Below are 26482 nucleotides of genomic sequence, written 5' to 3'. Positions count from 1 at the left end.
TAAAAACAGGCTTGAAGGTAGATAATATTCTATTATATTTGTGTCCGGGACTGAACAAATGTACGAAAATTTTCAGTCGCCCGGCCCTGTCAGTCATGTAAAAAAACGAGAATGAGAAGCCTGCAGTTTGATTTGCCCGATGCGAATTTGTCGGAATTGAAACGGATCACGGGATTGATCCGTCAGTGTGCTTCACCCGATATGATCGTTCTTTACGGCCGTTATGCGGGCGGTACGTTGGCCAGCGCTTTGGGCGGTTATGAATTGTTGTTGCTGACCGCAAAGAACCCTCCAGCCGCAACCGAAGGGGTGATGCGCTTTCTGTGCGAATTTTTCCCCTGTGAACAGCGTGTCGAGCGGTATCTTGCCGTGCAAAGCCATGCGATCGGCTTGGTTACGGACCTGCTGCCCCGCAGCTATTTCTTTTATAAGGTGTATCAGGAAGGGGTGCTGCTTTATGATAACGGGGTTTGCCGGTTTCCCCGACAGGTCCGGTTCAAACCTGCACTCGTGTTCAAAAGGGCTGTTTCCGATGCGGAGCGGTGCCTCGGATTGGGCAGCGGATTTCTGAACGAGGCGCACCGGCAACTCGATGCACAACAGTTGCGGTTGGCGGCGTTCGGACTGTTTCACGGGTTGCGCCAGTTTTTGATGGCTGTGGCCTGGGTGCATTTGGGGTTTTTGCCGGGGGCGGACAATCTGACTGCACTGTTCTGTTGCCTTCGTCATCGTTCGGCTGCGCTGAACCGGGAACTCGATATCGGGGTGCCGGAGAACAAGCGTTTGCTGCGCCGGATGGACAGGTTGTGCAACCGTCAGGCTTATTTCGGACAGCGTTTCGAGATGGGAGTGTCCGAATTAGCCGGATACCTGGATCGTTTGCAATCCGTCCGGCTCGTCGTGTCGGCCGAATGCACGGACAGGATAACTTTCTACGACCGGTTGCGTTTCGATTGATATCCTCAGGCGCTATTTTCCGGCAGATAATCGTTTTATCTTTAGCGGATTCGGCATCAGGGCATAGGCAATGCTGACCGGGAGTGTTTTCAGGGTCAGGCAGAGGAAGGTATTTAAAGCAATAAGCCCGGTAATCTAGATTTTAGATTACCGGGCTTATTGTGGTCCCCGTGGGGCTCGAACCCACGACCCCAACATTAAGAGTGTCGTGCTCTACCAACTGAGCTAGAGAACCAGCATTGCGGTTATTGTGGGTGCAAAGATAAGGGTAAAATCCTTTTTATGCAAAAAATATTTATGAAAAATTCATTTTCACCGGCTTCCTTGGCGGTCACCCTTACGTGCCGGACGGGTCGGACACTCTTTTGGCAATGCGCCAGATAGACAGCGAACGGGACGGATGAAAATCCGTCCCGTTCGATTATTGCGGCATCGCCTACTCTATTCGTATTCGCCGCTTTTGAGCATCGAAACTTCACGCGGGGTGAGGAAACGCCATGCACCGCGTTTCAAACCCTTTTTGGTCAATCCGGCGAAGTAAACCCGGTCGAGCTTCTGTACCGAATAACCGAGCGCTTCGAAAATGCGGCGCACGATACGGTTGCGGCCCGAGTGGATTTCGATTCCGATCTCTTTGCGGGAGTCGCTTACATAGCTCACCTCGTCGGCATAAATCATCCCGTCTTCGAGCTCGATGCCGTCGGCGATGCGCTGCATATCCTCTTCCGAAAGCGGTTTGTCGAGAGAAACCTGGTAGATTTTGCTTTTCTTGTAACTCGGATGGGTCAATTGGCGCGTCAAATCGCCGTCGTTGGTAATCAACAGTACGCCCACGCTGTTTTTGTCGAGCCGTCCTACTGGGTAGACCCGTTCGGTGCAGGCGTTTCGGACCAAGTCCATAACGGTTTTGTCTGCGTGGGGGTCTTCGAGCGAAGTGACGTATCCTTTGGGCTTGTTCATCAGGATGTAGACGTGTTTCTCGCCGTGGATCACTTCGCCGTTGAAGCGGACTTCATCGCTGGGGTAGACCTTGGTGCCCAGTTCCGATACGACCTGGCCGTTGACGCTTACCACTCCGGCCGTAATCAGGTCGTCGGCCTCGCGACGCGAGCAGATGCCCGAGTTTGCGATAAAGCGGTTGAGACGGACGGCTCCGGATTGCTTGGGTGCTTCGAAGCGCGGATAGTTCGTGGAGTCGTATTTCTTGAAGCCTTTGTGATTCCCGTATGCGCGTTGGCCGCCTTCCCGACGGTCGCCATATCCGCTGCGGCGGTCGCTGTAGGAGCCCCTGCGGTCGTCTTTGCGGAACGGGCGTTCCCCGTCACGGGAGTCGCGGCTGTCTCTGCGCGGGGCGTTGTCCTTGCGGTAAGCGTCTTTACGGAAAGAATGCTCTCCGTCGCGGGAATCTTTGTGATAGGAACGGTTCCCGCCGCGGTCGTTTTCGCTGCGGTTATTGCGGTAGGGCCGCTCTTCATCCCCATAACTGCTGTAAGGCTTGTCGTTTTTACGGAACGGTTTGCCGGAACGGCGGTCGTCATCTCGTCCCGGACGATCGTCGTCCCGGCGGAAACGGTCGTTGTAACGAGCCGAACCGTCGTCTTTGCGGCGGTTGTCGCGTGTGAAGTTGGGGTTGAACGAACGGCGCGGAGTTTCATTTTCCTCGCGGGGCGTGTTGCCCAGACGCGGGCGGCGCTCTTTGCGCTGGTCTTTCATAAACTCGGAAGGCGAGTCGTAATCGTTGCGGCTGCCCGAGTCATCGCGACGGGGGAAGCTTTTGCGGGCGGGTTTCTCACTGTGGCTTTCGCCGGAGAAACGTCCCTTTTTCTCTTTCGGATCGAATGTTTTCATCGGTGTTTTCTCAGTTGGCTTTACGGGTTGAAATCTGAAATCATAGCGGCGGAAGTCCTCCTTATTGATTAAAGAGATGCAAAAGCCCCGCCGAAAGTTCGAATTTGCCTGTAAAAGTGCTCAAAGGTATCGCTATTTTTCGCAAATTCCATACCTTTGATAATCTTTCCGTTTTATCCGTGGTATAATTTGCCGGGGAACGTAGTCGGCGCGGCATCCGGTTCTGTCTCAGCGGACAGGGGGGGCAGGCCGGCATGGTATGAAACGAACGACTTAAAATTCGAGTACGATGAAATACGATTTTGACGAGGTAATCTCCCGCGAGGGAACGAATTGCGAGAAGTTGGATGCGAGGGAGCGGCTTTACGGGCGCGGCGATGTCATTCCGTTGTGGGTGGCCGATATGGAATTCGCTGCGCCGCCGGCAGTCCTGAATGCGATCCGTAAACGGGCCGAACATCCGATCCTGGGCTATTCCTATCGCAGCGATCAATATTGGAATTCCATCATCGGCTGGGTCGAACGTCGCAGCGGATGGAAAATCAAGGGGGAGTGGCTCGACTTTACACCCGGTGTCGTGTCGGGGATTGTTTTTGCATTGCGTGCTTTCACCTCTCCGGGGGACGGGGTCGTGATCCAGCCGCCTGTTTACCATCCGTTTGCGCGACAGGTACGCCTCAATGACCGAGTGGTGGTGAACAATCCGATGCGTGAAGTGCAGGGGCGCTTCGAGATCGATTTCGAAGATCTCGACCGAAAACTTTCCGGTGCGAAAATCTTTCTGATGTCGAATCCGCACAACCCTACGGGCCGTGTTTTTACGCGCGAGGAGTTGATCCACATCGGCGAGTTGTGCGTGAAGCACGACGTGTTGATTTTATCCGATGAAATCCATTCCGATCTGGTATTCGACCCGCACCGGCATCTGCGTATCGCGGCACTCGACGAGCGGTTTGCCGCCCGTACGCTGACCTTTATCGCTCCGAGCAAGACTTTTAATCTGGCGGGACTTTCGACTTCGGTCGTGATCACGCCGAACCCGACGCTTTATCGGCGGTTACACGACGAATTCAATAAGCTCCATGCCGATCAGGGGAATATTTTCGGTACGGTTGCACTCGAGGCGGCTTACACGTATGGTGACGATTGGCTCGATCAGCTCCGGGTCTATTTGAAGGGCAATATCGATTTCGTCTGCAATTTCCTGCACGAACGCATCCCGTCGGTACGGTGTACCCCGCCCGAAGGGACTTACCTGATGTGGCTCGATTTCCGGGAGTGGGGCATGACGCATGAAGAGGTGTACCGTTTCCTGATCGATAAAGCCGGCTGGGGCGTCAACGAGGGTTCGATGTTCGGTGAAGAGGGCCGGGGTTGGATGCGCATGAATGTCGCGACGCAGCGCAGCGTGATCGAGCGGGCGATGGAACAGCTTTATGCAGCCTGGAAAACACTTCGGGCGGAAGGGAAAGCCCGGTAGTGGGTTGTCGGCACAATTCCTGTGATCGGGGGTGTGCTTGGCTTAAGAGTATTATAAGAAAATAAGAGCGATCGCGGAAAATTGCCGTTTCGGGAGTCTTGCCAGGGTCGGGTGCAACGGTTACCATGTACTCAATTGATAATTGATAAGGGGGATTAATTTATGGATGCAAAAAATGAAATGATCCGTAAGGGAGGAACACTGTTGGATGCGTGTGAGGTGATTACGGTGGCTTCTGTGGATGGTAAAGGCTATCCGCGTCCGGTTCCTGTGGTGAAATTGGCGGCCGAAGGATGCGGTCAGATTTGGTTTGCAACCGGGGCCGGTTCACGTAAAACTGCACAGTTCCGGGCCAATCCGAAAGCAGGAGTGAGCTTTTTTGCCGGACAAGACAGTGTCGTGCTGACGGGGTTTATCGAAGAGGTGCCCGATCCTGCACGACGTGCTTTCTGGCAGGATTGGATGCTGGAGCATTTCCCGCTGGGGGCGGACGATCCCGAATATTGCCTGTTGAAATTTACGGCCCAGTGCGGAACGTTCTGGATCGGCGGCGAATTCGTGACGTACGACCTGTAATCCTATCCTTGTTACAACAGATATGTTCCGGGCCAAACCATGACGTAGCACAAGAGACTTCAATAGTACGGCAACGGGCTTGCAAGAACAATAAATACCCCCGGCCATTCGGCCGGGGGTATTTATTCGTGAAAGTGCGGACATTCACATTCGGACGGGTAAACGGGTGCTTGGATTATGGTGAGCCCGTATACTGTATACTGTCAGTCCTTTGCTGCCGTCGGATTACTCTTTTTGATGTCTTTGATCCGGAGTTGGGCGAAAACGGCGCCGCGGTAGTGATTCTCGACCACCGAATAGCAGACGTCGATACTCCTGCCTGTCCGGACATATTCATAGAGTTTCGGCTGCTGGAACGCAATGGCCGGGATCACCGTATTGGGCTTTTGTCCCTGAATCAGATCCATCTTGAGGTGTTCCCGTTCGGCACCGACCAGCCGCGCATCGCCCCGGTTGCTCACATTCCGTGTGACGAATACCGGCGCGGTATTGCCCGGGCCGAAAGGCTGGAAACGGGCCAGCGTCGCGCGGAAATGGGGCGTGATATCGCTGAAGAGCAGTTCCGAATCGATATCTACCTGCGGGATAAGCATTTCCGGATCGATGTGCTCCTCGACATAGTCGTTGAAGCGCTTCGTGAACATCTCGACGTTTTCGGGCTTCATCGTCATACCTGCCGCATACATGTGTCCGCCGAAATTTTCGAGCAGGTCGGCGCATGATTCCACGGCCTGGTAAAGGTCGAATCCCGGGACGCTGCGGGCCGAACCCGTCACGAATCCGTTGCTCATCGTCAGCACGACGGTGGGGCGGTAGTAGGTTTCGATCAGCCGCGAGGCGACGATTCCCACGATCCCTTTCATCCACTGAGGGTTGTAGATCACGGTGCTTTTGAGCTCCTTCATTTGCGGATGGTGCTCGATAAAATCGTGCGCCTCCTGCGTGACGCTGCGGTCGATGTTTTTTCGATCCTGGTTGCTGCGGTCGATAAAGGCACCGTATTCGGTGGCCACCTCTTCGTCGCGCGCCACCATCAGATAGACGGCCGAATGGCCACCCGAAGGCGCCGCGTTTTCACCTTCCGCATCGACCTCCATACGGCCCGCGGCGTTGATGCGCGGCCCGATCTTGAAGACGATGTCGTCGATCGTGATCGCATGCTTCTCCAGTCCGCAAATCTTAATGATCGACTGCAGCCCCTTGCCGGGCTTTTCGTTCAGGCGTTTGAGGCCGTAATAGGCCAAAATCCGGTTTTCGCCCACCAACGGGACGATGTCCGAGGCGATGCTCACCACCACCAAGTCCAACAGACATTCCACTTCCGAGAAAGGCAGCCCTTTGTAAAGGCAGTATCCCTGCAACATCTTGAATCCTACCCCGCAACCCGACAACTCCTTGAATGGATAGGGGCAGTCGGCCCGTTTGGGATCGAGTACCGCCACCGCTTCGGGAATCTTTTCTCCCGGCAGGTGGTGGTCGCAGATGATCATGTCAATTCCCCGCTCCTTCGCGTAAGCCACTTTTTCGGTCGCTTTGATTCCGCAATCGAGGGTGATGATCACCCCGACGCCTTTGCGTTGGGCATGGTCGATCGCCTTGTACGAGACGCCGTACCCTTCGGTGTAGCGGTCGGGGATGTAGAACATCAACGCTTTGTGACCGAGCCGGCGCAGAAACGAATAGACCAGGGCCACAGCCGTGGTGCCGTCTACGTCGTAATCGCCGTAAACCATGATGCTCTCGCCCCGGCTGAGGGCCAGATCCACCCGTTCGACCGCCTTCCGCATGTCTTTCATCAGGAATGGGTCGTGCAGGTTTTCGAGCTTGGGATTAAAGAATTGCCATGCTTCCTCTTCTGTTTCGATGCCACGCTGAACAAGCAGGTTGGCAAGGACCGGAGGAATCTCCAGCGCGGTGGCCAGTCGGGCCACTTTAGCCGGTTCCCCCTGCTCCTTGAGAACCCATCTTTTTTCTGCTGACATAACTTTATTTATTTTAATTCGATTTTTAAAATCTCGCCAAAGTGCGCAGTAAAGCGCTGCCCCACCTCTTCGAGCGACGGCTTCAGCCCGGTTTCTCGCTCGATGGAGGTCACTCCCTTGTCGGTAAAACCGCAGGGGTTGATGTGGGAAAAGTAGTTCAGGTCGGTCGTGACGTTCAGTGCGAACCCGTGCATCGTCACGAAATGCGATGCTTTTACACCGATCGCACAGATTTTGCGTGCACGGGGCGTATGCGGGTCGATCCAGACCCCGGTGGCTCCTTCGAGCCGGCCGGCCGTGATGCCGTAATCGGCTACGGTGCGGATAACGCTCTCCTCGAGCGAAAAAATGTAGTCGCGCAGGCTGACCCCGATCCGTTCCAGATCGAGAATCGGATAGCCTACCAACTGGCCCAGCCCGTGGTAGGTAACATCGCCGCCGCGGTCGGTACGAAAGTAGGTAGCGCCGATTTTAGCCAGGAACTGCCCGTTGACGAGCAGGTTCGACTCGTGGCCGCTTTTGCCCAGTGTGTAGACGTGGGGATGTTCGACCAGCAGCAGGTATTGCTCTTCGGCCGATCCCTGCTGTTTCTGCAGCAGGAGCTGTCCGAAGAACCGCTTCTGTATCTCCCACGCTTCGGAGTACTCCGTGCGGCCCAGATTCTTTATGCTAACGTACTCCATCGGTGTTTTGTTATTGTTCGGATCGGACCGCTGCGCGGCATGTGCCGCCCGCGACCGTGTCGGATGAATGTTCCGCACCCGCTTTGTTCTCTTCCCGGCAGCGTTGCATGGCCCGTTCGGCCATGTACGAAGAGCGTACCATCGGGCCGCTTTCGACATAGGTGAAACCGCGCCGGAGCGCTTCTTCCTTATACCACGCGAATTTTTCGGGGGTGACGTACTGCGCTACGGGCAGGTGTTTGAGTGTCGGGCGCAGGTATTGGCCGATCGTGAGAATCCGGCAGCCGTTTTCCAGCAGGTCGTCCATCGTCGCGAGGACTTCCGCTTCGCTTTCGCCGAGGCCCAGCATCAGGCCGCTTTTGGCCGTGGCACCCCGGCCGGCGATGTGTTTCAGTACGTTGAGGCTGACCCCGTATTTGGCGCGCGAACGTACTTGCGGCGTGAGGCGTTCGACCGTCTCGATGTTGTGCCCCACGATGTCGGGCGCAGAGGCGAGAACGATATCGATCAGTTCTTCCTTGCCGTCGAAATCGGGGATCAGTACCTCTATGGTGGTATCGGGGTTGGATTCCCGTACGGAACGCACGGAAGCGGCCCAATGGGAGGCACCCCCGTCGGGCAGGTCATCCCTGTCCACGGAGGTAATTACGCAATGCTTCAGTCCCATCAAAGAGACCGAACGGGCGAGCTTGCGCGGCTCGTCGCTGTCGGGTGGTAACGGTTTCCCGGAGGCTGTTGCACAGAACTTACACGAACGGGTGCAAATTTCTCCCAAAATCATGAAAGTGGCCGTACGCCGACTCCAGCACTCCGCCTGATTGGGGCACCTGCCGCTGCTGCAGATCGTGTGGAGTCCATGCTCCCGGACGATATGAGCTACCTGGCTGTACCCCTCGTTGTTGTGGAGTCTTATCTTGAGCCAATCGGGTTTTTTATGTTTCGTTACCTCATCATGCTGTATGGGCATTTTAGGTTTTATTTACTTTCCAACTGGTACAAATGTAACGATTTTTTTGATATTATTTTAACTCCGTATCCGAATCGTGTGGAAATTGGTTCACAGCGGGTTTTCCTGTTGTTTATCCCGCAGAATATCGTTATTTTTAACCGCATTAACCCTAACCTCTCCCACTGACTTTATGAGAACACTGTTGACATTGGCCTGCCTGGGGCTGGCTATCCAGCCGCTTGCGGCGCAAAATCCCCAAAATCCGCTTACGGCACAGACTTCCGCCGAATCGGGAGTTATCGGTACACCAGCTGCTGTCGAAGCGAACTATTCGGTGACCAAGGCGGTGCCCGAAGATGCACGCCGTGTCCGGCTGAATATCCATTTCGACAATAAAAGCACTGCGATTCGCCCGGGAACCGTCCGGGTAATCGTGCGCGATCCGCAGGGAGTAGCCTGCCACGAGAGTTCCGTCCCGTTTGAACTGAAACCGGGCGACGGGAATATCTTTTCGACCGATGCGGTGCTGCAAGGCGATCGGGATTATACGGTCGACTATACATTTACGGGCCGGGACGGTCAATCCGCAACGGGCAGTTTTGTGTGGCGGACCGAGCCGGTCAACTTTTTCTATGCGTTCACGACTCCGCACCGCATGACGGTCGCGTTGCCCGACAGCAGCGACAAAACGCTGCTCGATGCCGAGGACGGCAAGCTGACCGTTTCGTGGACCTATGACAACCTGGACTTCTACCCTTATGATTCGATGCGTGAGATCAAAGCGAACTGGCGTATCGAGATCGTGCCGCAGTTGAACGGCCGGCCGTTCGGTCACAGCACCTGGACGCGGGCGATGGGCTGGCTGCCGGTGCTGGAAAACCGTTATGAACGGGATGGCGTATCGGTGCTGCTCGAGGCTGCGGGCGGTGAAAAAGCAGGGATCATCCGAGTGACGGCCTGCAACAGCACCGACCAGCCGCAACAGGTGCGGCTGCCGGTCGTCTGCCCCAAAAATTTCAAAGGCTACAATCCCGGTTGGATCGATCCGACGCTGCCGACCGATCATTTGTTGGCGGGGTGGGATGCTCCGGCGGACAAGGTGGTGGTGCTGGGACTCGGTGCCGATGCTTACCCGCTCGATCCGGTGATGAATACGCAGGTGAACATGGAGTGGACGGTCGCACCCGGCCAGACTCGCACGGGTTGGCTGATCCGTCCTTACGACAGCTATGTGCGAAACGGGGATGTCGAAAAATTGCGTGCTACCGACTGGGCGGCCGAATATGAGAAGGCGGTCGGCGTGTGGGAGGAGCTGCTTGCTCGTGCGAGTCGGGTGATCGTACCCGATCAAAGGGTCGTGAACGCCTATTATGCCGGATTGTCCGATATTTTCATCATGCGCGAGCCGGTCGGCCGGGGGTATATCGCCATTGTGCCCGGGACGAACGGTTATCGCACGGGCCCCAATGCGTTCGAGTCGTCGATCGCCACCATCGCTCTCGATCAGGCCGGACTGCATGACGAAGCCGAGAGCGGTTACCGGGTGAACTGGGATTTGCAGACGCCCGAGGGCGATTGGACCGAGCCGGGCGGATGGGGACACCTGATGTGGGCCGGGGCGGGTTACAAGGCCTGGTCGCTGATGGAACATTTCGCCCATACACGCGATACGGCTTTCCTGAAACGGCGCTATCCGCAATTGCTGGCTAATTCGCGCTGGCAGCATGAACAGCGCAAAAAGACCAAGATATTGCAGCCCGACGGCACGCGCCCGCTGACATGGGGCCTGATGCCGCGCGGGATGGGCGACGGAGGGCTGCGGAACGACGGCAGTCACTACGGTATTTACTATACGCACAACATTTGGCCGGTATATGCGGATTCGCTGGCTTACCGCGCGGCGCTGATTCTGGACAAAACCGACGATGCCCGCGAACTGAAGCGGATTTACGATGAAGCGCGCGGAGACCTGTTGACGGCGATGGAACTCGGGGCGGTTACGGATTCGGCCGGGAACCGTTACCTCACTTCGATACCGGGCAAAGCGACCGGAACGGGAAGTTGCTGGGGGCTGTTGGCGTCGGTTTATCCGACCGGATTGCTGCCGGCCCGCGATCCGTTGATGGAGAATACGATGAATCACTATAAGAAACGCGAAAGTCCCGGCGGGTTGCCGGTTCACACGGGATGGATGGCCGACGGCATGTGGGTAGCCATTACGCTGAACGATTTCGGCCAGGTACACCTGATGCGCGATGAGCCGGACCAGGCCAACGCTTACCTGTATGCGGTGCTGAACCACGCTACCCCGTTTTATTCGTGGTGCGAAGAGCGCGGGCAGTTTCCGGGCGCAAAACAGATTTCGGGGGACCTTCAGCATTTGTGGACGCCCGAGGCTGTGGTGCGGTTTATGCGCGATATGTTGGTGATGGAACAGGATAATGTGTTACATTTGGGGCGTGGTATTGCACGGGGCTGGCTCGGCAGCGGGGAGGAAGTGGGCATCGAGCGCGCTTCGACCCGTTTCGGGGATCTTTCGTACCGGATGCGTTACGACAAAAAAAAGGGGGCAATCGTCGGACGGATCGATTTTCCGACAGACGGCGCACCGGTACAAACCGTAGTCCATTGCCTGTTGCCCGATGGGATGAAGGTCGTCAAATGTTCGGCCGGCGTCCCGCTCCGGGATGGTTCGGGTTTCCGGATCGCGGCGGGCCGCGCAGCGGTCGATTTCGTGGCGAAGGTCAAATAGCGGCGGTGCGAAATCAAACGGAACAGCCGGAGAATGTTTTTGGGGAAGCGCTGGACCCAAAATAAAGCGGGCGTTTCCGCGTTTCGGATAATAAGGCCAAGAGGCAGGTATGTTCTTGGCGGGCAGGATAAAATACAAAAGAGATGCTTATGAAGCGGGTATTACGATGGGTTTGTTGCGCGGCATTGTGTGTGCTGGCGCTCTCCGAAGCCGGGTGGGCCAATGACAAAAAAGAGGGCCAGACCTTCACGCAAAAACAGCCGGAGAACTATTATCTGGCCGGAGCCGTTCCGGAAGTAAACGGTAAAGTGGTGTTCCGCCGGGAACTCGAGTTGCCGGGGTGGTCGCAGGACCAGATTTTCGATAAGGTGAAAGAGTGGCTCGTCCGTTCCGAGCAACAGGATCAGGATATTATTCTGAATCGCAATATCGTGCGTGAAGACAAAGCCAAAGGCGAGATCTACGTGCAGAACCAGGAGTATCTGGTTTTTGTCGATCGGGGTCTTTCGCTCGACCGGGCGGATTTTTCATTCCTGCAACGTTATATCTGCTCTCCGGGGAAATGTGTTCTGGAGGTTTCACGCCTCAAATACGTCTATGATAATGAGACGCATATGGCGGAGGGGTGGATTTCCGACGATTACGCGCTGGATAAAAATAAAACCAAAGTCTATCCCGGAGTGCGCCGCCAGCGTATTAAGACGGTGGATCGCGTGGATGAACTGTTCGCCGGACTAACCGGATCGTTCATGGTTTTACAGCTTGCACAAACTCCGGTTCAAGCCGGGATGACGGGGGCGCCGAGCGTCATGTTCCCCGCTTCGCAAACGGCTCCGGTACAGTCCGGTCAGGTTCCTGCCGCTCCTGCGGCAACGGTTCCCGCTCCTGCTCCGGTTGAAGGGGCTGTCGCAACCGCTCCGGCAGTCGTTCCGCCCGCTGTTCCCGAGGAAAAGGGGCATTGGGTGGCCGAAACGCCGCTGCCTTTGCCCGAAACACAGACGGAACCGGCCGGCCTCGCTGACACCCAAACCGGTGAAGGGACGGCATTACCCGGTTATAAGCGTATTGCCCCGCAGCAGATTCCCGGCAATATCATCAAGATGCTGAACGATAACTGGATGTTGGTGACGGCAGGGAATGACGCGAAGTTCAACATGATGACGGCCAGCTGGGGCGGTTTGGGCGTGTTGTTCGGCAAGCCGGTGGCTTTCTGCTTTGTTTCGCCGCTGCGTTATACCTGGCAGTTACTCGATAAAGGGGATACCTATACGCTGTCGTTCTATACCGAAGCCTACCGGGATGCATTGCAGATTTGCGGGACGACTTCGGGCAGCGATACCGACAAGGTAAGGGCGACGGGACTGACTCCCGTCACGACTCCGTCGGGCGCCAAAGCTTTCGGTGAGGCGTGGATGGTGGTAGAATGCCGCAAACTGATGCAGCAGTCGTTGTCTCCCGGTGCGATTGTCGATTCGGCGGAACGTGCCAACTGGAATACGAAACCGCTCAATACGATGTTTATCGGGGAAATCATAAATGTCTGGATCAAATAACAGATAGCGCACAGGCGTTCCGAATGGCATTCCGGGGTTTGACGTCCGGAGTGCGGCCCGTGCCGCCCCGCAGCGGATGGAATCGGCTCGGGGCAAAAGTTGAAAAAGGAGACCGTCTGCTTACGACCGCAGCATTTGCGTTGGGCGATGCTCTGATCGGCGGACCGCTGTTTGCCAATGCGGAGGATGTTGCGGGTCTTTCCCGTGTTGATTTTCGGGGAACCGGAGAACCGCTTTTGGAGAAACCGAATAAAACCGTTAATTTTGCGGCGCTTCGAAGTCGAAGCCTGTAGGGTCCCGTAGCTCAGTTGGATAGAGCAACAGCCTTCTAAGCTGTGGGTCGGGCGTTCGAACCGCCCCGGGATCACGATTGTATTAAACGCCTGTAGGTATTGATCTACAGGCGTTTTTCGTTGCTGTCGCTTTCGGTTTCATCTTCGATGTCCGAAAATATAACAGATAACCTTGTAGAGATATTATTTTGCCGTCCGGGTGATATGGGGGGGCAGTTGGGGTGTAAAACGCTCGTCATTCAGCATTGAAAATAATGCTGACATTGCAGTGTAAGGATATAGAACACCAGCGGTACTCACCATTCTATCTTGGGCGTATATATTTGGTGTTTCTATTTAGTCCTACAACTGCCTTCTATTCACTTTTCCTTTTACGAGGAATATTTTGAGTACATCATTGCGCGATATGATCGTATCTCCGGAATAACGAGGGTTTGTAGCGCGTAAAATGAAATATTGCCGATCCTCGGATAAATAAACATTTTTGATCGTACGCAAATTATCGCAATTTGCATTGGTAATCACCAGATAAGGTTCGCCCCACAACATGGAATCGACATTGGTGATCTCTTTCACCAACACCACTTCTCCTGCAAAAAAATCCGGCTCCATGCTTTCTCCGAATACGGGAAACGCTGCTGTACAGTCATTCAAAGGAGGAAAGTCAATATAGTATTGCGGTATTTCAGGTGTATCGTGGAATGCTTCGGCAATGGAAGCAGTCACATCGATGTCGTAAAATGGGATGCTTGTATTCGACTTTAATTCTGTAGGGGATTCATGCTTCAGCATTTCGCCTTCGCCGGTGAGCAGCCAAGCGTTACTAATCTCAGGGAAAGCCGCGGATATTTTGTGAATTGTTCGTTCACTTATTTTGCGTTTCCCATTAAGCATTTCGGAAATCTGGCTGGGATTAAAATGTGCTCTTTCGGCGAATTCAACCTGAGATAATATAATCCGGTTCTTTTTAAGCCAGTCTATTGCAGCCGTAAACCTCTCTATCGTATCGTCATGCATGTCTTGCGTGTTTTTGTGAAAAAATAATTCACTTTTTATTTGCTAAATGTAAATTTAGTATTTACATTTGCAATAACAAATAAGTTGCTAAACAAATGTAGCTAAAATAATGGAAAAGAGTATCCATGTACGCGGTGAAATCGACAAGCTCGAATTAGGTGGGGCGCCATTGGTAGTACCTAAAAGTGAATACAAAGTTCCCGGAATACGATCCGCTGCCGGAGGGTTAACCATTGACACCGGCAAAAAATTCAGGGTGAACGGAGATTTTTTAAAAGCTTAAGCAATGGACTTATTCACCCTCAAGCAAAACAGAATGGAACCGGCATCTTACCCGGGCGCTGGACGAGTTTAGCGATGCAATGCAGCGTGGCCACGGGGCGAAGAGAATACTTGAAGGCGAATAGCTGATAACAATGGCAAGACCTACAAAGAAAGGATTGGATTATTTCCCTTTTGATGTCGACTTTTTCGAGGACGAGAAAATAGCGGCCATATCGGGCGAGTTTGGACTGAAAGGGGAAATTGTAGCTGTTAAGCTGCTTTGTGCGATATACCGTAACGGGTATTTCATCTTGTGGAGTGACATGTTACGCTTGAAAATCCTGCGCGATCTTCCGGGCGTCAGTCCGGATCTTCTCGACAAAATAGTAAACCGCTTGGTCAGGTGGGAATTTTTTGATAAAGCCCTGTTTGATTCGGTGGGAGTCCTAACGAGTCGGGGGATACAGAAGCGCTACCTGTCCGTTGCCAGACGGCGCACCGGAACAGAGGAAATGCCCTATTTGGTAGTTGATGTCGACGGAAACCCCTTACAGTCGGAGTTATTGTCGACAGAAACGCCCCAAAGTAAAGTAAATGAAAGGAAAAAAAGAAATATTCCCCCTATAGTCCCCCCTTGCGGGGGAGGTAGGAAGGGTATTTTTCCAGAGGAACCGGGCAGTGCTATTCATGACGACCGCACGGAGGATGCAGTCCAAAGTGAAGCTGGTGCGTCAGTGGTGAAGCGTGCGCGCCGTCATCGATTCATGCCTCCGAGCGTTGGAGAGGTTGCGGTTTATTGCGAAAAACGCCAAAACGGTATCGACCCTCAATCTTTCATCGACCATTACAGCGCTGTCGGCTGGAAGGTGGGCCGTAACCGCATGAGTGACTGGCAGGCAGCGGTTCGGACCTGGGAAAACAGGCGTAAAAAGGATCAATCGCACCACAACTCGGCTATGGATTACAAAATTCCGCTTTAGCTATGATTATCGTCGAAACCAAAACGCAGAAGCTATACGAGATTAGCCCGGCACGGTCGCACGGTGAGAACTATATGACCTGTCCGGTGTGCTCCGAAACCCGCAAAAAGAAGCGCGACAAGTGTTTCGTGTGGAATGCTGACAAGGGGGTCGGTCACTGCTGCCACTGTGACGCCACTTTTTCGTCCCGTACGCAGCTTACATCCCGTCAGTCGAAGGATTACGCCGTTCCGGTGTGGAAGAATAAAACAGGGCTTACGGATGGAGCCGTGAAATGGTTTGAGGGACGGATGATTTCGCAGGCTACACTCCGGGAGATGCGGATCTATTCGGACAAGGAGTGGATGCCGCAGTACGGCAGGGATACGAAAGTGATTTGCTTTCCGTATTTCGTCGGTGACAGGCTCGTCAACATCAAGTACCGGGGGCCGCAGAAGTCGTTCCGGATGGTTAAGGGTGCAGAGTTGATTTTTTACAATTTCGATTGTATCGCAGCGTCGAAGGAATTGATTGTCTGCGAGGGGGAAATGGATGCACTCAGTTTCATCGAGGCCGGGTACAAGAATGTGGTTTCAGTTCCGAACGGTGCCGGGGCGACAGATTTAACGTACTTCGACAACTACGTCGATAATCTCGGTCACATCGAGCGGTTCTACATTGCCGCCGACTTCGACGAAGCGGGGCTGAAGCTGCGCAATGAGTTGGTGCGTCGGCTGGGCTCGGAAAAATGCCTGATCGTGACCTACAAAGGGCGCAAGGACGCAAACGAGCTGCTGATTGCCGAAGGTGGGCTTGCGGTCCGGGAAGTGATTGAGGGGGCGCAGGAGATTCCGATCCAAGGATATATAAATCTTTCCGAGCGTTATGACGATATTTTTGCCATGTATCGGCATGGGCTGCCGGAAGGGAACCGGACCGGCATTGCCGAGATCGATGAGGTGATCCGTTGGGAGGTGTCGCAACTCGCTGTGTGGACAGGCATTCCGTCGCACGGCAAGTCCGAAATGCTCGACATGGTGACAGTTTTGCTGGCGGTTTGCCACGACTGGAAAACGCTCTTTTTTTCGCCCGAAAATTATCCCATCCAAAGCCACTATGCGAAAATTGCGGAAAAGCTGATCGGAAAGTCGTTCAAACAGTCGGACATGAGCCGCGAGGAGTTCGACCGTGTATTCGACTACATCGGAGATCATTTCTTTTGGCTCGATCCCTACGAGGAACCTACCCTGGAAAACATTTTGGGCCGTGCAAAACAGTTCGTACAGCGCAGGGGAATCAAGCAGCTCGTGATCGACCCGTTCAACAGCCTGGAGCATAAACGGGACAGGAATGAAACGGGATCGGAGTATGTTGGACGGTTTCTTGACGAACTCTCGCGATTTGCAAAACGGTACGGTGTATTGGTCCATCTGGTCGCTCACCCGACAAAACTGGAGAAGCTCAGCAGCGGCATATATCCGCCGCCGACACTGTACGATATCAGCGGATCGGCCAATTTTTACAACAAGGCCGACTACGGATTGACGGTGTACCGTGATTTCGTGAATCACCGAACAAAGCTGATTCCGACGAAAGTGCGTTTCAAAAACTTCGGGCATCCGGTGTCGGAGGGCGTGCTGCTCCAGTACAACCCGCGCAATGGCCGGTATCAGGTCCCGCCGGGGGGCATCAACCTACTCGACAACTCCGACTGGCTGCAACCGAAGCAGCAGCAGCAGGCCGATTTTCCCAATGACGAAACATGGACACCCGGCAGCGGCCTGCCGTTTTAAACCGATAAAAAGGAGCTTGTCGAGGCCATCCACTCACTACTACCCGCGCGATGGAGCGGGTGCTGATCTGCCGGAATATCGCCCTGGAGACGGGGCACGAAATCAAACTCCGCATCGAGGATGCCCGGTTGCGGAAGTGGTATGGCAATGCAGGGCGGGAGGAGTTGCAGGGGGCCGGATCGGTCAACCGGGATGCGTCGATTTGGGAAACGCGGTGCAAAGAGCAGCGGATCGATTACCGGACGATCTCCCCGACAGACAAGCCTGCGAAAATGAAGGCGACACCGTTCAGCCGCCTGACCCGGATGGCGCGAGACCGCATCAGAGCGCGGCAGGGATGCCGCAAGGCGGAAAATAAAACGGAGGGTGTCCGCCTCACCCTCCAACCTATTACTACTAACCCTGCCCCCGACTATGGAATCAAGGGCGATGCAAAAATAACAAAAAACCTGAAATATGGAGACCACCTACGAAAAAGAGCTATTCCGACAAATACGGGAAAGCGTACAAACCCCGGAAGATTTATTCGCCAGGTTGGCCGAACTCCGCATTTTGGATGAAACACGAATGCGGGCGCTTGCGGTCAGGGAGTGGATCAAGCAACAGAATCCCGTGTTAATACACGGCAGGCCAAAGAAAGGAATTTGCCGCCCGAATGGAGTAGTCGACACCATGTGGCAAGCCGCAGAGCATTTCAAGTGTTCTTTTGAAGCTATACGAAAATACTGGTACTACTATACAGACGTGAATTTTTAATGTTCCGGCACATGAAAAAGTTACTTTACCTATCCTTACTCGCAGCCGTGATTCTTGCCGCCTGTGAGCTCAACAAGAACAAGCCGGGCAAGATCGTCTCCGACCGTGTCCCCTTCGTCTATGCCACGTAAGAGGACTGATCGGATCGGATGTGCTGGGATTTTACCGGTTGACGGTGGATTTTAAAACGTGCGAATTGAGATAAATTGTCCTAAAAGAAGAAATATGCAAAAAATCGTTGAAAGGTATGCAGCGGCATGTGGATTTTCCCTGGAGGAGATTATTGGAAGTAGCCGCAGATCGGATTTGTCGATTGTGAGACAACTGATCTGGAAAAGGCTGCGCGACCGGCATGCTTCCTGTGTAGAACTGACCCGGCTGTTCAACCGGCGTTCGCATAGCGTAATTGTGCATGGTATCCAGCGTGCCGAGGGGTTGCTTGAAATCGGGGACCGCAAAGCGCTCGGATACCAGAAGAGGATGGACGATGTCTAAAACTCATCCCTCTACTGTCTAAAACTCAAGGCTGTTTTCTGATTTTTTCGCTTATGGGCGACCTATTTTTGCTGATGGATAACAACCGCACGAACGGGTTTCTCCAATTGGATCAGATCGAGGTTTTTCCGGCCGGCCTGTAGTTTTTCACCTGGAGCGGTGAAGGCTATTCGCCCGGCTTTGCGGCGCTGAAAGTTCCTGCGGCGGAACCGGGTGGCGGCGCCTAAAAATAACCGCGGCCAAAGCAGCGAAATAATGTTTCTCGACAGCATATACTTTACCTGCCGGGAACGGTTCTTACCAATCAATACATTCAATCTATGACTGTTTCTCCGAATACGATTATCGGGTCGCTCGTCTGGCGCACCCGCGAAGCGTTGAACCGCAACGCAGCCTTTCTGGACGCACTGGCCGGGTACTACTACGCCCCGAACTGTCTTGTGGACGGGAAGTTCGGTTTTTGGCACTTTCCCGGCACGCAGGCCGAAATTTCGGCGGTACTGCTTAAACTGGGAGAGGCCGTGAACGGGTCTATGCTGAAGTTTCCCGCCGTGCTGAATTTCCAGTCGATCCGCCAGCAGAGGAAGGGCGATGCGGTGACGCTCAATTACAACCTCGCCATTGCGGGTTCGGTGAAAAGCACGTGGACGACCCGGGAGCGCGAGGCCGAACTTTTCGAGAGGGTGCTGCGTCCGGTCTACGACGAATTTATGCGGCAGGCGGCCTTGTCGGGTTACTTCCTGACGGACTACGGCCTGCCTCCGCACGACTATTACGAGGTGTTCACCACGGGAGGCAATGCGGCGCAGATCAAAGACCTCTACGGCGAGCATGTCGATGCGATCGAACTGCACAACCTTTCGCTCGTGCTCAAGCCACTGTGTCAGCGCCAACTGGAGCAGATCGCGACGGAGAACGACCGGGTGACGGAGAATATTGCGGATCTCCTGTCCGTCTGAACCTTTTCACCAAATCAATATTTTATTCATTCCTTAAAACCAAATTATTATGTTAGGATCAATCAAAAGCAACTGCGGCGCGATGGGAACCCCCTACACGGGTATCGGCAGCTGCCCCAAGAAAGAGGGCAAAGTATCGGCGCTGCTCATTACGGGCAAAAACGCCCTCTATCCGATGGAGTCGGAGGATTTCGTGTCGGGCCTGTCGGGGTATGTCACCACGGCCGATGCGCTGAAGATGTATCCCATCAAAGGCGTGGTCGGCATGACCATCAACGGCGGAGAGGTCAATGCGCCGGACCTGGGTACTTACGGCGGGCCGGTTCCGACCAACCTCACGGCAAAGAACATCGCCTACCAGGTCGATGCGGGCGACTGCCTCTACAAAGAGATTTCGAAGTTCAACAAACGCAAAATGCGCGTGCTGCGGGTCGACGACGAAGGATTCGTGTACGGTACCGTAGTGGTGCGCGACGGCAAGAACTACTTTGCCGGTTTCGAGGCTACGCTCTACGCGGTGCGGACCCCGACCGACGGCTCGACGGCCTACAACCTTTCGCTGTACGCCTATTACACGCCTTCCAACGAGTCGGAGGAGAAGAACATGCACGCCTTCGAGGTGGGCCTGCCCAACGTGCCGGACGGCCTGATCGGCGTAGCGCTGAAGGCCGGTGCGACCGGGACCGCTTCGGTGGTGACCGCCTGCGGCGGCGAGGATATTACCGCAGAGTACGGCGACAAGTGGAAAGCCAATATGTTTATCAACGATTCGGGCACGGCGGCGACCACCGCGACGTTCGACTCGGCTGCCGGACTGCTGTCGATCGCCCCTGCGGGCAAATACCGTGTGGCATCCGCCAGCGTCCTTGAGGCGGGTGACATCCTCGGTCTTGACGGCGTCGGGGAGTACGCCGACGTCAGCGCGTCCGCATAATGAAGGTCAGAATCGGGACGTTCTCGATTGATTTCAACGAGGAGGCCATTCGCACGGCGAAAAAGGAGGCTTACATCAGGGACACGGCCCGCAGCCTCGCCTGGACCGGACTCGACGAGAAAACCCTAACGCAGCGGATCACCGAAGTTTACGAGACGGTGAAACCTCCCAGGAAGAAAATCCAACCTTCTTCATAAATGACAGCCGGAGGGTGCGGCGGCTTTCGGGCCTCGCACCCTTTGCCACATTGGCTCCCCGATGTCGCCGCTGGACGAAAGGCCTGTGAGACGGTTGGGCGAACAGCATGTTGCGACTGAGTGCTGAAACAGGTTTCCGGTCGGGAACGCGGTTGCTTCCGGGGGCGTTCCGGAAGATGATTGATAAGGATTGAGGATTTGGATGTATTGTAAATTCGGATTATGCCCTGCGGATGCTTCAAACACAAGGATAGCGAATATTCAAAAACAAAGAGGCTGGCGGAACGTCTTGCCGGTCTCGAAAAAACGGACTATGTCATTTACGAACAGGATGGAAAAATCTACTGCGACCGCAAAGAGTGCTGGACCAAAGCCGGGAAGCCCGGACGGGTCCGGGAGTTCATATACGCTGTATGACAGCTGCAACAAATGCCCGCTGAGGGCCTATATCGAGATGGTGTGTAACGATAACCTGCGGGCGCTGGTGATCGGGGGGAATCCGCCCGAAGAGGTGCTGCAAGAGGTCCGCATGGCGCTCGTTGCAGAATTTCACGAACTCTCCGGAAATGCGCTTTGCCGTTCGCTGAACAACCGGATACGGGAAGTGCAATTGTGCCGGATGCGGATTCTAGGATTGTCGATAGCCGCCCAATTGCTGGCGGCAGAGCTGACCCGGCGTGAGGCGTGGGAAAATGAACTGGACGCACCGGCGGCGGACGGAGAGGGACGGTCGGAAGATAGGGAAGAGCAGGAGCTGTCGCTTTCCCAGGCAGTGTTGCGTTTTCTTAACCGCAACGGTCTTCCGGTGCAAGTGCTGCCGGGAGACGAAACAGGATGGAGAAAGCTCGCCGGAAGGATCGACGCGAAAATCCGGGCCCTGAAAATCAAAATCCGTGAGGAAAAACGCCGTTACGAAGCATTGCTCGAAGGGAACGGCCGGGAGAGCTGCACGCCGGGAGAGTTCAACGATCAGTTGGTGGCTCTCAGCAAACATGCGGGATTTCGTCTGACGCCGGATATTTCGCTGGCCGAGTATGCCGGTTATTTAAAGGATTATAAAAACACATTGAGATATGACAAACGTAGCAAATAATACGCTGGTTTACAAAGCGGTTGCCAAGGGACTCGCGATGCTGGGCGACCAAATAGACAAGGATAACCGGAAGCTGATCCAGATGTTAGCCTCGCTGGACAAGCTGCAAATCAAACTGAGTAAAGGTCCGGCAGGCTTCAAACAACTGGCGAAGGCGGAAAAGGAGGTAGACGCCGCCACACAGGCGTATGCCCAGGCGCTCCATGCCCGGGCTGCGGCCGAACAGAAACGGACGGAGCTCAAAAAACTGCTCGATACCCAGCTTCGGCAGAACCTGGAACGGGACAGAGGGGACCAGAGTGCTTTACGGAAAGACCCAGCCATACAGGCCGGGCAAAAGAGCCGGGAAAACAGAGCGATTGCGAACGATCCGACCCAGTCGTACGATGTGCGGAAAAAGGCTCTCGACGATTATGTGCTTTATGAAGAACAAACCTTGCAGGCGAGCGCCCAGAGCCAGATAGATATGCTGATCAAGCAGCGGGCGCAGGAGCAGAAGGTGGATGCCGGCAACCAGAAAGAGAGACAGCGCATTGCCGAAGAGTTGGCGTTCGAGATTGCCGCTATTGAGACACGGTCTATTACAGAGCAACTTAAAATAGAAAGTGAGGGTGGTCAAACCATGTTGGCGATGACTGAGGACGAAAATGCTCGTCGGGAAATTGCGGTGGAGACGGAAAAAAAGATAGATCGGCAACGCATTGCTCTCATGAAAAGCACTTCCAATACGTTGATTGCCGCCAATGTGTTGACCGGAAAGGAGACTTTGAAGATTAAAGAGACGATTGGGAAAGAAGTTCTTGCTCTCGTGCAGACAACGGGAGCGCAAGAGGTTAAACAGACCGAAAAAACAGAAGAAGAGAAAGCGAAAATCAGAGCAAAGGTAAAAGCAGATCTCATCGGTTTTTTCAAAGAGGGGGCAAAGGTGAGTGATGCAGCGTTTAATGCTGCTATTGAACGGATTGACCGAGAGTCGAAAGCGAACCAAGAAGCGGCTGATGAGCAGCGTAGCCGGGTCGATGAACTGGAGATGTCGGGTGCGATCTCTAAAGAGCAGGCCGATGCCCGAAAAGCGGCTATCGCCCAGAAAGAAGAGCAACGGGAAAAAGAACTGGCTAGACAGAAAGCGGCGATGCAAAAGAAAAAAACTATTTTCGAAATTATCCTGAATACTGCCACGGCTGTGGTGGAGGCATTGCCTAATTTTATTTTGGCCGGAATCGTTGCTGCCGCCGGAGCTGCGCAATTAGGTATCGCAATAGCTCAGCCCCTGCCCGAATACGCTGCCGGTACCCGGAACCACCCCGGCGGACTGGCCGTGGTCGGCGACGGCGGCCGGCCGGAGGTGGTGATGACCCCGTCGGGCGGACTGTTCCGCACTCCGGCCAGCGATACGCTGGTCGACCTGCCCGCCCGGTCGGTGGTATTCCCTTCGGTCGAGGAGGCGATGAAGAACCTCGACCTGTTCGTGCCTTCCGTTGCCGATGCGATCGATTCGCTCGACCCGCTGCCGAAAATCGATAGCAGGCCGGATAACCGGACGATAATCAATATCGACGTCGACAGGATCGTGAATACCCAAGAGAAAAATACGCGGGTGTTGAATCAGATCCTATTCGGGGTGAACCGCGACCGCGCCAACCGCCGGTTCTATACGTTGCGGGCCAACCTCCGTCACACTAAAACGTTCAACTGATGATTACCAAACCGACAACCAAATTTGCGCTGGTCGACACACAGGGTGTAGTCGTAGACGGCGCCACAGAGATCGACGTTACCAACGATGTCGGCAGTTGGAAAGAGCTCGAAATCGAACAGTGCCGGGAAGATACTACCGGGGTAATCTCCGAGGTGTCGTTCCCGATTACCTTCCATTTTGCCGCGAAGGAGCTGCTGGAAAAACTGTTCGAGGCCAACGGGTTTTATGCCGAAGCCTTGTTCCGGATTTACAAACGCGCGGACTTTTCGGACGATTATACGCTGGTCAGGGAGATGCGCCTGGACTTTTCGACCTACAAGGCCGATCGGAACGGGGTCGAAATCGAGAGCATCAACGACGATCTGGCCGAGTATATCAGCTCCCGGAAAAGTACGAAATACGACATCAAGGTGAGCGAAATCGCCGACAGTAAGAAGTGGCATTACGAACGGATGCGTTTGCTGGACACTGGATCGTGGTCTATTTCTCCGTGGGATGAAGATCCTAAAAGTGAAGATGCCAATACGATTACGGTTTTGGAGGGAGACGTTGCGACCCTGCTTATGAATGTCAACGCAGTCGAAATGACTCCCGGCGGCTATGAGAATATTTTCCAAACTCAGGAGCACAGCGATGCCGACGGCAGGGGCGAGTACAATGACCTGGCTCCTTTTTTCTTTCAATCCGCCGAGGCGGGCAAATTATACGGGCCGTTCACCGTAACCATTAAAACCAAGATTTGCGCCAGTTGTAAAACAACCGTCATGGATTATATGGCCCATTTACGGTGTGTATTGCTGTGGAAGTCCGTCGGGACCGGATACAAAGTGATTAAAGAGTGGACTCCGGATGAATCCTCTTATTCAGTAATTAGCAGCGAGTGGAGGTGTGCATGGAATATCGACTGGACCTCGGATGGGGATTATGAGGTTGCCGAAGGCCAAGGCCATCCGGCATTTCCGGGCATCTACCTGAATGCGGGAGACTGTCTGGCTTTTGCAGTGCTCAACAAAAATAACATAGATCACCCTATCGCTGGGTATCGGTCAAGTGCGCGGTTTTGGGCGGCCGAAGATCCCGAACCGAAAGTCACGATGTCATTTTTTGGACAAAATCTCAATGAATTCAAGGATATAGGGGTAATCGATCCGCAGCAGTTATTGCAGAAGTTTATTGATTTGATGACAGAACAAGACAGCGCGCACCGGACTTACACAGGAGAAATCGACTGGGGAGAATTGTATCCGGCACAGGTCAGGATCAGTGCCGCCGAAAGTCTCCGGGGATTCGAGGAGGCCGTCCTGCACGGTAAATTCAGCGATTTCGTCGACTGGATGCGTACGTTGGGTTACGAGTATGGCATCACCGGGAATCACATTTTGTTCAAACCCCGGGACCAGTATTTTCTAAAAGGTACGACCGCATTGGAGCTGGCCGATGATGAAGTGGAAGGGCTGGAAATCGAAGCCTCCGACGCCTACGCCTACACCAACGTCAAGATCGGCTACGATAAACAGGATTACGAAAGCGTCAACGGCCGGGCCGAGGCGAACGGGACGTTCGAGTACACGACAGGTTTCCTGCGGCGCGAAGAGAAGACCCTGGAGCTGATCAGCCCCTACCGGGCCGACTCCATCGGGATCGAGCTGCTGTGCCGCGAGGCGGACAATAAATCGAAATCGACCGACGACAGTGCCGATAACGATATTTTCTTTGTCGCGCTGAACGATGACGGGAACAGTTATGCCACTTATAAGACACAGCAAATTACCGACAAAGATACCGGAGTCAGTATGTTCAACGCCCCGTTCAATCCCTATTGGCTGGTGCAGGCCAACAGGAGTCTGCTGGGGATCACGACGACTCGGCTGAGATTTGCCGGTACGGACATGAACCGGAATGCCTCGATCGGCTCCGAGAATATTTACCGGGATGTGGAGATTGCCACGTCGGACCAACTGTTCAGGCCGGTGACGTACAGCTTCGCGACGGGCAACTTTAAGGACCTGCCGTCGCCTGAAAACTGGAACGGGCTTGTAAAATTTACGTTCGACGGTGTCCGGCGGGCGGGTTTTATCCGAAAGATTATGAAAAACTACTCGTTGGAAACTGAAACGGAATGGCAGCTGTGGATGGTTGAGTGATTTGGAATTCCGGGGGAATCGCTTTATATTTACTGTTCAAACCCAACCTGTTTGCTATGAGAAAACTGATATTCCTGCTGAGTGCGCTGTTGCTGTGCGCAGGCTGCGACAAGAACGAAGGCGAACCGCTCGATATGGCCGAACAAACCCGCATCAACAACCAGTTTCTCGGACTCTGGCAAGAAGTGGATCACCCATCATCGCGGTGTGACTATATCGGTTTCCGTTCAGACTTCAAATTTGTTAATTATCGTTTGTTTTTAGGAAGCGGAGATAAATTGATGTATGATTATGATGGTAAACCGTATCATTTCGAGAAGGGACCGGAGTGCAGCAAAGGTACGGTCTATACTTTGGTCTTAGACAATAGGCTAAAAGAATTCATTTGTAAATATAACGGTTTGTTGTATATGTGGTGGCAGGAAAATTCCGACCCAGACAAGTATGTGGGAAATCCGGACTATGCTTACGAGCGGAATTGAGTGCAGAACGGACAGTTTTATCGTTTATGGAACAGGCCCCCTTGGGGGCCTGGTTCGTTTGTATTCGCCGGGGGACGGAAGGGAAATTTGAATTTGAAATTTCAGAAATACAAAATATATTTATAATTCAAACCCTAAAAAACGCACATGGAAGATTTATTGATCGGTTTACTTGTTGTAGGGATCATTATGTTTGTTGTACAGATCGTACTTATTGTTAAAATTATAAGTGCATCCGATAACATCGACCGTATATATCATCTATTGTATGACGCTCTACAGAAAAGAACGGACAATACGATGCATAAAGAGGTATCTCCTGCTCCGCAGCAAACGTATGTCCAGCCATTTACGACGGATGAAGAGGAAGAAGATTCTTCCTCTTGGAAAGGAAACATTATTTGGCTGGTATGGATTGTTATAGGTTGCATAGCTCTGATATTTATTTTACGATCGCTATAATTCATGGTTGTTATGCATGTAGATGTTACCCTGGATGTTATATTTTGAACGTAAGGTTTCGTGGAAATTATTAAAGGCTAAATTCCTCGTTCGTATAAATTTACATTAAGCCCTCTTTCGAGGGCTTTCTTATGTCTAAAACTCATCCTTCTTCT

At 53.7% G+C, this 26482-nt stretch carries 24 protein-coding genes and 2 tRNA genes; 19 read left to right on the top strand and 7 right to left on the bottom strand.

All coding sequences use genetic code 11. The features are described 5' to 3' along the window. Positions 1-111: 111 nt before the first annotated feature. Complete coding sequence (locus NQ495_RS06955) at positions 112-957, top strand: hypothetical protein (RefSeq protein WP_009133673.1); 846 nt, start codon at positions 112-114, stop codon at positions 955-957. A gap of 162 nt (positions 958-1119) precedes the next feature. Here the strand turns inward: NQ495_RS06955 and NQ495_RS06950 are convergent. Both NQ495_RS06950 and NQ495_RS06945 read right to left on the bottom strand, forming a co-directional pair. Continuing rightward, a tRNA-Lys gene (locus NQ495_RS06950) sits at positions 1120-1192 on the bottom strand. Positions 1193-1398: 206 nt separating this feature from the next. Continuing rightward, positions 1399-2805 carry a pseudouridine synthase gene (locus tag NQ495_RS06945; protein ID WP_009133674.1) on the bottom strand — a complete coding sequence of 469 codons (1407 nt, stop codon included), beginning with the start codon at positions 2803-2805 and terminating at the stop codon, positions 1399-1401. Between the two features lie 289 nt (positions 2806-3094). On the opposite strand from NQ495_RS06945, the gene NQ495_RS06940 reads away from it, so the two are divergent. Next, complete coding sequence (locus tag NQ495_RS06940; RefSeq protein WP_009133675.1) at positions 3095-4285, top strand: MalY/PatB family protein; 1191 nt, start codon at positions 3095-3097, stop codon at positions 4283-4285. 162 nt (positions 4286-4447) lie between these two features. Continuing rightward, on the top strand, positions 4448-4861 hold the full coding sequence (locus tag NQ495_RS06935) for a pyridoxamine 5'-phosphate oxidase family protein (protein WP_040294177.1): 414 nt from the start codon (positions 4448-4450) through the stop codon (positions 4859-4861). Between the two features lie 203 nt (positions 4862-5064). Here NQ495_RS06935 and recJ read toward each other — a convergent pair whose 3' ends face one another. Genes recJ through lipA form a run of 3 tightly spaced genes read right to left on the bottom strand, consistent with a single transcriptional unit; the run spans position 5065 to position 8493 of the window. Beyond that, a complete protein-coding gene (gene recJ / locus NQ495_RS06930; protein ID WP_009133677.1) occupies positions 5065-6843 on the bottom strand; it encodes a single-stranded-DNA-specific exonuclease RecJ in 1779 nt (592 codons plus the stop codon). An 8-nt stretch (positions 6844-6851) separates the two neighbouring features. Then, positions 6852-7526, bottom strand: coding sequence for a lipoyl(octanoyl) transferase LipB (gene lipB, locus NQ495_RS06925; RefSeq protein WP_009133678.1), 675 nt, complete (start codon positions 7524-7526; stop codon positions 6852-6854). A gap of 10 nt (positions 7527-7536) precedes the next feature. Next, positions 7537-8493, bottom strand: a complete 957-nt coding sequence (lipA, locus tag NQ495_RS06920) for a lipoyl synthase (protein WP_009133679.1) — start codon at positions 8491-8493, stop codon at positions 7537-7539. Between the two features lie 172 nt (positions 8494-8665). Between lipA and NQ495_RS06915 the strand changes: the two genes are divergently transcribed. The 3 genes from NQ495_RS06915 (at position 8666) to NQ495_RS06905 (ending at position 13147) form a co-directional block, all read left to right on the top strand. Continuing rightward, positions 8666-11227 (top strand): hypothetical protein, encoded by a 2562-nt coding sequence (locus tag NQ495_RS06915; protein WP_009133680.1) that lies wholly within the window; start codon positions 8666-8668, stop codon positions 11225-11227. Positions 11228-11376: 149 nt separating this feature from the next. Beyond that, positions 11377-12780: a DUF4468 domain-containing protein gene (locus NQ495_RS06910; RefSeq protein ID WP_161988871.1), complete on the top strand. Its 1404-nt coding sequence runs from the start codon at positions 11377-11379 to the stop codon at positions 12778-12780. A 293-nt stretch (positions 12781-13073) separates the two neighbouring features. Further along, positions 13074-13147: transfer RNA gene (locus NQ495_RS06905), tRNA-Arg, on the top strand. A 268-nt stretch (positions 13148-13415) separates the two neighbouring features. On the opposite strand, the gene NQ495_RS06900 is transcribed toward NQ495_RS06905, so the two are convergent. Then, complete coding sequence (locus NQ495_RS06900) at positions 13416-14090, bottom strand: XRE family transcriptional regulator (protein ID WP_009133682.1); 675 nt, start codon at positions 14088-14090, stop codon at positions 13416-13418. A gap of 109 nt (positions 14091-14199) precedes the next feature. On the opposite strand from NQ495_RS06900, the gene NQ495_RS06895 reads away from it, so the two are divergent. From NQ495_RS06895 to NQ495_RS06875, 5 genes are all read left to right on the top strand, one after another. Continuing rightward, positions 14200-14373 carry a hypothetical protein gene (locus tag NQ495_RS06895; protein ID WP_009133683.1) on the top strand — a complete coding sequence of 58 codons (174 nt, stop codon included), beginning with the start codon at positions 14200-14202 and terminating at the stop codon, positions 14371-14373. Between the two features lie 133 nt (positions 14374-14506). After that, positions 14507-15334 carry a DUF4373 domain-containing protein gene (locus NQ495_RS06890; protein WP_259800964.1) on the top strand — a complete coding sequence of 276 codons (828 nt, stop codon included), beginning with the start codon at positions 14507-14509 and terminating at the stop codon, positions 15332-15334. Between the two features lie 2 nt (positions 15335-15336). Further along, entirely contained in the window at positions 15337-17106 is a 1770-nt protein-coding gene (locus NQ495_RS06885) for a toprim domain-containing protein (RefSeq protein WP_009133685.1), read from the top strand. Between the two features lie 456 nt (positions 17107-17562). Further along, the gene (locus NQ495_RS06880) at positions 17563-17862 is read left to right on the top strand and encodes a hypothetical protein (protein WP_009133686.1); all 300 of its coding nucleotides are present in this window, start codon (positions 17563-17565) and stop codon (positions 17860-17862) included. A 225-nt stretch (positions 17863-18087) separates the two neighbouring features. Further along, entirely contained in the window at positions 18088-18357 is a 270-nt protein-coding gene (locus tag NQ495_RS06875; RefSeq protein ID WP_009133688.1) for a helix-turn-helix domain-containing protein, read from the top strand. Between the two features lie 62 nt (positions 18358-18419). Here NQ495_RS06875 and NQ495_RS06870 read toward each other — a convergent pair whose 3' ends face one another. Continuing rightward, positions 18420-18674, bottom strand: coding sequence for a hypothetical protein (locus tag NQ495_RS06870; protein WP_147513029.1), 255 nt, complete (start codon positions 18672-18674; stop codon positions 18420-18422). 3 nt (positions 18675-18677) lie between these two features. Here NQ495_RS06870 and NQ495_RS06865 point away from each other — a divergent pair, with 3 nt between their 5' ends. The 8 genes from NQ495_RS06865 to NQ495_RS06830 all read left to right on the top strand — a co-directional run bounded on the left by NQ495_RS06865 (position 18678) and on the right by NQ495_RS06830 (position 26327). Then, positions 18678-19316, top strand: coding sequence for a hypothetical protein (locus NQ495_RS06865; protein ID WP_009133689.1), 639 nt, complete (start codon positions 18678-18680; stop codon positions 19314-19316). A gap of 49 nt (positions 19317-19365) precedes the next feature. Beyond that, positions 19366-20250 (top strand): hypothetical protein, encoded by an 885-nt coding sequence (locus NQ495_RS06860; protein WP_009133690.1) that lies wholly within the window; start codon positions 19366-19368, stop codon positions 20248-20250. Next, a complete protein-coding gene (locus NQ495_RS06855) occupies positions 20250-20447 on the top strand; it encodes a hypothetical protein (RefSeq protein WP_009133691.1) in 198 nt (65 codons plus the stop codon). Before NQ495_RS06860 ends, NQ495_RS06855 begins: the two co-directional genes overlap by 1 nt. Positions 20448-20901: 454 nt before the next feature. Next, complete coding sequence (locus NQ495_RS06850) at positions 20902-21540, top strand: hypothetical protein (RefSeq protein WP_009133693.1); 639 nt, start codon at positions 20902-20904, stop codon at positions 21538-21540. Beyond that, positions 21521-23236, top strand: coding sequence for a hypothetical protein (locus NQ495_RS06845; protein WP_009133694.1), 1716 nt, complete (start codon positions 21521-21523; stop codon positions 23234-23236). The genes NQ495_RS06850 and NQ495_RS06845 overlap by 20 nt, the downstream gene beginning before the upstream one ends. Beyond that, positions 23236-25383 carry a hypothetical protein gene (locus tag NQ495_RS06840; RefSeq protein ID WP_009133695.1) on the top strand — a complete coding sequence of 716 codons (2148 nt, stop codon included), beginning with the start codon at positions 23236-23238 and terminating at the stop codon, positions 25381-25383. Before NQ495_RS06845 ends, NQ495_RS06840 begins: the two co-directional genes overlap by 1 nt. 56 nt (positions 25384-25439) lie before the next feature. Then, complete coding sequence (locus NQ495_RS06835) at positions 25440-25865, top strand: hypothetical protein (RefSeq protein WP_009133696.1); 426 nt, start codon at positions 25440-25442, stop codon at positions 25863-25865. A gap of 147 nt (positions 25866-26012) precedes the next feature. Further along, a complete protein-coding gene (locus NQ495_RS06830; RefSeq protein WP_009133697.1) occupies positions 26013-26327 on the top strand; it encodes a hypothetical protein in 315 nt (104 codons plus the stop codon). Positions 26328-26482: the final 155 nt, after the last annotated feature.

The sequence above is a fragment of the Alistipes indistinctus YIT 12060 genome, assembly GCF_025144995.1.
GTDB lineage: Bacteria > Bacteroidota > Bacteroidia > Bacteroidales > Rikenellaceae > Alistipes_A > Alistipes_A indistinctus.
Note: the sequence above shows the minus strand (reverse complement) of the source record. Positions and strands in the feature narration are given on the sequence as shown.

Excerpts from the sequence above, each read along its gene's own strand:
- NQ495_RS06955 (WP_009133673.1), top strand. The coding sequence starts at position 112 with ATGAGAAGCCTGCAGTTTGATTTGCCCGATGCGAATTTGTCGGAATTG.
- NQ495_RS06945 (WP_009133674.1), bottom strand. The coding sequence starts at position 2,805 with ATGAAAACATTCGATCCGAAAGAGAAAAAGGGACGTTTCTCCGGCGAA.
- NQ495_RS06940 (WP_009133675.1), top strand. The coding sequence starts at position 3,095 with ATGAAATACGATTTTGACGAGGTAATCTCCCGCGAGGGAACGAATTGC.
- NQ495_RS06935 (WP_040294177.1), top strand. The coding sequence starts at position 4,448 with ATGGATGCAAAAAATGAAATGATCCGTAAGGGAGGAACACTGTTGGAT.
- recJ (WP_009133677.1), bottom strand. The coding sequence starts at position 6,843 with ATGTCAGCAGAAAAAAGATGGGTTCTCAAGGAGCAGGGGGAACCGGCT.
- lipB (WP_009133678.1), bottom strand. The coding sequence starts at position 7,526 with ATGGAGTACGTTAGCATAAAGAATCTGGGCCGCACGGAGTACTCCGAA.
- lipA (WP_009133679.1), bottom strand. The coding sequence starts at position 8,493 with ATGCCCATACAGCATGATGAGGTAACGAAACATAAAAAACCCGATTGG.
- NQ495_RS06915 (WP_009133680.1), top strand. The coding sequence starts at position 8,666 with ATGAGAACACTGTTGACATTGGCCTGCCTGGGGCTGGCTATCCAGCCG.
- NQ495_RS06910 (WP_161988871.1), top strand. The coding sequence starts at position 11,377 with ATGAAGCGGGTATTACGATGGGTTTGTTGCGCGGCATTGTGTGTGCTG.
- NQ495_RS06900 (WP_009133682.1), bottom strand. The coding sequence starts at position 14,090 with ATGCATGACGATACGATAGAGAGGTTTACGGCTGCAATAGACTGGCTT.
- NQ495_RS06895 (WP_009133683.1), top strand. The coding sequence starts at position 14,200 with ATGGAAAAGAGTATCCATGTACGCGGTGAAATCGACAAGCTCGAATTA.
- NQ495_RS06890 (WP_259800964.1), top strand. The coding sequence starts at position 14,507 with ATGGCAAGACCTACAAAGAAAGGATTGGATTATTTCCCTTTTGATGTC.
- NQ495_RS06885 (WP_009133685.1), top strand. The coding sequence starts at position 15,337 with ATGATTATCGTCGAAACCAAAACGCAGAAGCTATACGAGATTAGCCCG.
- NQ495_RS06880 (WP_009133686.1), top strand. The coding sequence starts at position 17,563 with ATGGAGACCACCTACGAAAAAGAGCTATTCCGACAAATACGGGAAAGC.
- NQ495_RS06875 (WP_009133688.1), top strand. The coding sequence starts at position 18,088 with ATGCAAAAAATCGTTGAAAGGTATGCAGCGGCATGTGGATTTTCCCTG.
- NQ495_RS06865 (WP_009133689.1), top strand. The coding sequence starts at position 18,678 with ATGACTGTTTCTCCGAATACGATTATCGGGTCGCTCGTCTGGCGCACC.
- NQ495_RS06860 (WP_009133690.1), top strand. The coding sequence starts at position 19,366 with ATGTTAGGATCAATCAAAAGCAACTGCGGCGCGATGGGAACCCCCTAC.
- NQ495_RS06855 (WP_009133691.1), top strand. The coding sequence starts at position 20,250 with ATGAAGGTCAGAATCGGGACGTTCTCGATTGATTTCAACGAGGAGGCC.
- NQ495_RS06850 (WP_009133693.1), top strand. The coding sequence starts at position 20,902 with ATGGTGTGTAACGATAACCTGCGGGCGCTGGTGATCGGGGGGAATCCG.
- NQ495_RS06845 (WP_009133694.1), top strand. The coding sequence starts at position 21,521 with ATGACAAACGTAGCAAATAATACGCTGGTTTACAAAGCGGTTGCCAAG.
- NQ495_RS06840 (WP_009133695.1), top strand. The coding sequence starts at position 23,236 with ATGATTACCAAACCGACAACCAAATTTGCGCTGGTCGACACACAGGGT.
- NQ495_RS06835 (WP_009133696.1), top strand. The coding sequence starts at position 25,440 with ATGAGAAAACTGATATTCCTGCTGAGTGCGCTGTTGCTGTGCGCAGGC.
- NQ495_RS06830 (WP_009133697.1), top strand. The coding sequence starts at position 26,013 with ATGGAAGATTTATTGATCGGTTTACTTGTTGTAGGGATCATTATGTTT.